Raw genomic sequence first — 3157 nt, forward strand, 5'->3', positions numbered from 1 at the left:
TCCCATATTGATTTTAAAATCCATTACCCCCTTGCCCCCTAACTTCGCATCCGTTTCAATAAATGCTTGTACCGCTAGTTGGCTATCCACAAAAGCTTGTTTTAATTTCGTAAACTGGTCTGCTCTGATTTCCGACACTAAACCTTCCTTCACTTCAATGTAACGTGTCATGAAGTCCGGTGAAACTTGCTTATTCAATTTATCCATCGTGTGTTCAATCTTGGTAGCTTATGCTTTAAAATCCGCTACAGCCTGTTCGCCCTTTTTTAATTGTTTCAAAACCCAAGCTGTGTCTATATCAATTGGCGTTGACATATCCTATCTCCCTTCGCAAAGCATTCGCTGTCTGCTCGCAGTGGGAAATCATGTCTTTGGCTTCCGCTTCTATTTGATTCAGCCTATGTATCATTTTTTCCTCTACCTCGTGATTTTCATCTTGCATCCCGTTTTTCCTACTCTTGATCCCGTCAATAATACTCTCTAAACTATGCTTTCCAGCAGCTATCGCATGCCGGACTTGTTCGTAATGTGGCATAGGACACTTCCTCTCATGTTAGTATCTTCCAAAGTGTATTATAGCAAATCTAGGAAAAATAAAAAAGCCTCCGAACATTAATCTTGCTATATTTACTCTAAAAAATAACCAATTTCTCACACTGTACTTATTTTATGAGCGATAGGAAATTATTGCACATTCAAAGTAACAGAAGGAAGTGAATCATTCGTTGAAAACATAATGTCATTATTGAAAAACCCTAATATGTGACTCTACAAAAAGATAAAACCGCTATTCTAAGCGAATAGCGGTTCCTCCAAAATCATATAAAACTTGTTTTATTTCTTAACTTGGTAAGTAAGAATATCATAAATTTGGCATGTTATCAGTGTTTTTATGCACTGAAAAGGAAGATGTCCCCCATATGTCCCCCAGCAGATTTTATTAAGGCATGTTCCTTCCTATTAAATATGAAATAGCAACTGCCTTTCAACAAACCTACTCATCCGAAACTAGTATGTCCCATATCTCCTGTTTCAATTCTCCGAGGAGTTTATTTACTCTAGAGCGCTTTTCAAAATCATTATCCCAAAAATGAAATTCTGCCAACCCTGACTTTCCAGGAGACATGCTTTTATGCATTTGAAAAACCTGTTTTATCATAACATCTTCTGATTCATTCGCTGTATCTAAGTAGATTAGTATTTCTTTAATTGTACGTATCTGAGTACTCATTTCTACTGGTCCATATTTCTCAAGAGTTGCTAACAACCTTGGGTATTGTTCTTTCAAGTTCTCAATTCTATTACCCAACAAAATTCTCTCCCTCATTTAATTGTCACTATTCATAATTCATACTTCTTTAGGATAGCCCAAATATCTTCTAAAATCTTTTCTAACGGTGCGTTAAGTTCCCGTCTCTTCTGAAAATCATCATCCCAAATAAAGAAGTCTGATAAACCCTCGCGTGGTGGGTAAAGACTGCGATGTAACCTAACGACATGCATAATCTTAATTTTAGCTTCATCAGTGCTATTATTAATATAATCAATAATTGTTTTAATTGTTAATATTTGTGGTCTAATTCCTGCATTATCATACTGCTCTAAAAAAAGGAGTAGCTCTGGGAAAAGTACCTTTAACTTCTTTAAATCGCGATTAATAGTAATCTCTCCTCACTTCAATGATTTTTCACTTATTACTTGTATGCCTTCAATATCCCAGGGCTTATCAACATATATTTGATATTGGTTAATACCGCCTAAATAATGTCCACCTTGGTATCCCACAGGGCCCTCATAAATAGTTGTCCCCTTAGGTATTTTTATTTGGTATACAGCATCCAGTACAGATTTACCATCTAGAACACCAGTATTCGGTACTATCCATTGATACTTAACAGCGCTATCGATTCTAACCTTAGCAACCGATTCTGGAGGAGTCGCAGTAAACCATTGTCCAAATCTATTATTTTCTTTACCAGGCACAGTGAGCCCACCACTTTGACCACCTCGATATAGTATAGTGTCTTCATCCAACACCTTTACATTATACCTGCCACCATAAAAATTAGCATTTGGTTGTTTTCGAAGTTCAGCTAACGGACCAGGATTCATGCTATTAAACTCATAGCTCACAATATCATCATATTTAGAAATAATTCGGCTGGCGCCATTCACATCTTTTACACGGCCAAAATCAATAAGTCCTTTGGTTATTCCAAATGTACTCGCGAATAATATAGTGCTGCTAGCCAGCCCATAGGCATCCCCATTTTTATATGGTTCTAGATAACTAGCAACAACACCGTTCCATAACATGCCTGCTGTTCCTGATGGGTCACTTTTTAAATTTTTCATTAGCATTGCAATACTTTCTAGCTGCTTCTCCGGATGTTTCAAACTTTCTATCGCTCTTTTTCCAAATCCAAAAATAGAATCTCTTGTAGAAGCCGCAATCTGACGTACTTCATTCCGATCGTATTGACGATAATCTTTCTCGATTTCAGAAGCGTGTGCGTGATCCATTTCCATAAGGCGCCGCATATCTAAGCTAATTCGGTGCATCGCTTCGCCTTCGTTTTGCTGTAATTGCGTTAACTTTTGTCTCAGGTAATCATCTAAGTCTTCCATCAATCCTTGATTATGACGCATGACCCATAGCTCGTCAGGATCATCTGGCAAGGTTCCAATACTCGGTTGCGGCACGCGGAGCACATCACTTTTTGCGTGATCCAAAATATCACGTTGCGCTTCTGCCAACCTTTGAAGCCCTCTGGCATCAATCAGCATATCTCGGTTTCGATAGGTTGGGCTGTCAATCGATTTCAAATCATTTACATACTTCTCCAAATACGTATATAGTTTTGTCACCGTACCTTGTTGGCGTGAAATATCGTCTCGATGAGCGCCAAATTCCATCGTCAATGCATCTGCTAATTTCCCTTGTTGCTTGGCAATTGCATTTTGCACGTTGACCAATACACCATCCAATGTCTCTAAACTGGTCTTCATTTTGTGCAAGGATTTTAGCACATCCTCTAGTTCTCCCATATTGATTTTAAAATCCATTACCCCTTGCCCCCTAACCTTCGCATCCGTTTCAATAAATGCTTGTACCGCTAGTTGGCTATCCACAAAAGCTTGTTTTAATTTCGTAAAC

General features: G+C 38.2%; 4 protein-coding genes. All 4 read right to left on the reverse strand.

The window, feature by feature from the left end:
• Positions 1–207: hypothetical protein (locus PRIP_RS15790; RefSeq protein WP_036102602.1), on the reverse strand; the 207-nt coding region annotated here is incomplete at its 3' end.
• A gap of 91 nt (positions 208–298) precedes the next feature.
• Positions 299–535, reverse strand: coding sequence for a hypothetical protein (locus tag PRIP_RS15795; protein ID WP_036102605.1), 237 nt, complete (start codon positions 533–535; stop codon positions 299–301).
• Positions 536–994: 459 nt separating this feature from the next.
• The gene (locus tag PRIP_RS15800) at positions 995–1309 is read right to left on the reverse strand and encodes a hypothetical protein (protein WP_036102608.1); all 315 of its coding nucleotides are present in this window, start codon (positions 1307–1309) and stop codon (positions 995–997) included.
• Between the two features lie 362 nt (positions 1310–1671).
• Positions 1672–3157 (reverse strand): hypothetical protein (locus tag PRIP_RS17250; protein WP_052008997.1); only part of this gene is annotated, 1486 nt, incomplete at its 5' end.

The sequence above is a fragment of the Paenilisteria riparia FSL S10-1204 genome (genome assembly GCF_000525995.1).
Lineage (GTDB): Bacteria > Bacillota > Bacilli > Lactobacillales > Listeriaceae > Listeria_A > Listeria_A riparia.

Excerpts from the sequence above, each read along its gene's own strand:
- PRIP_RS15795 (WP_036102605.1), bottom strand. The coding sequence starts at position 535 with ATGCCACATTACGAACAAGTCCGGCATGCGATAGCTGCTGGAAAGCAT.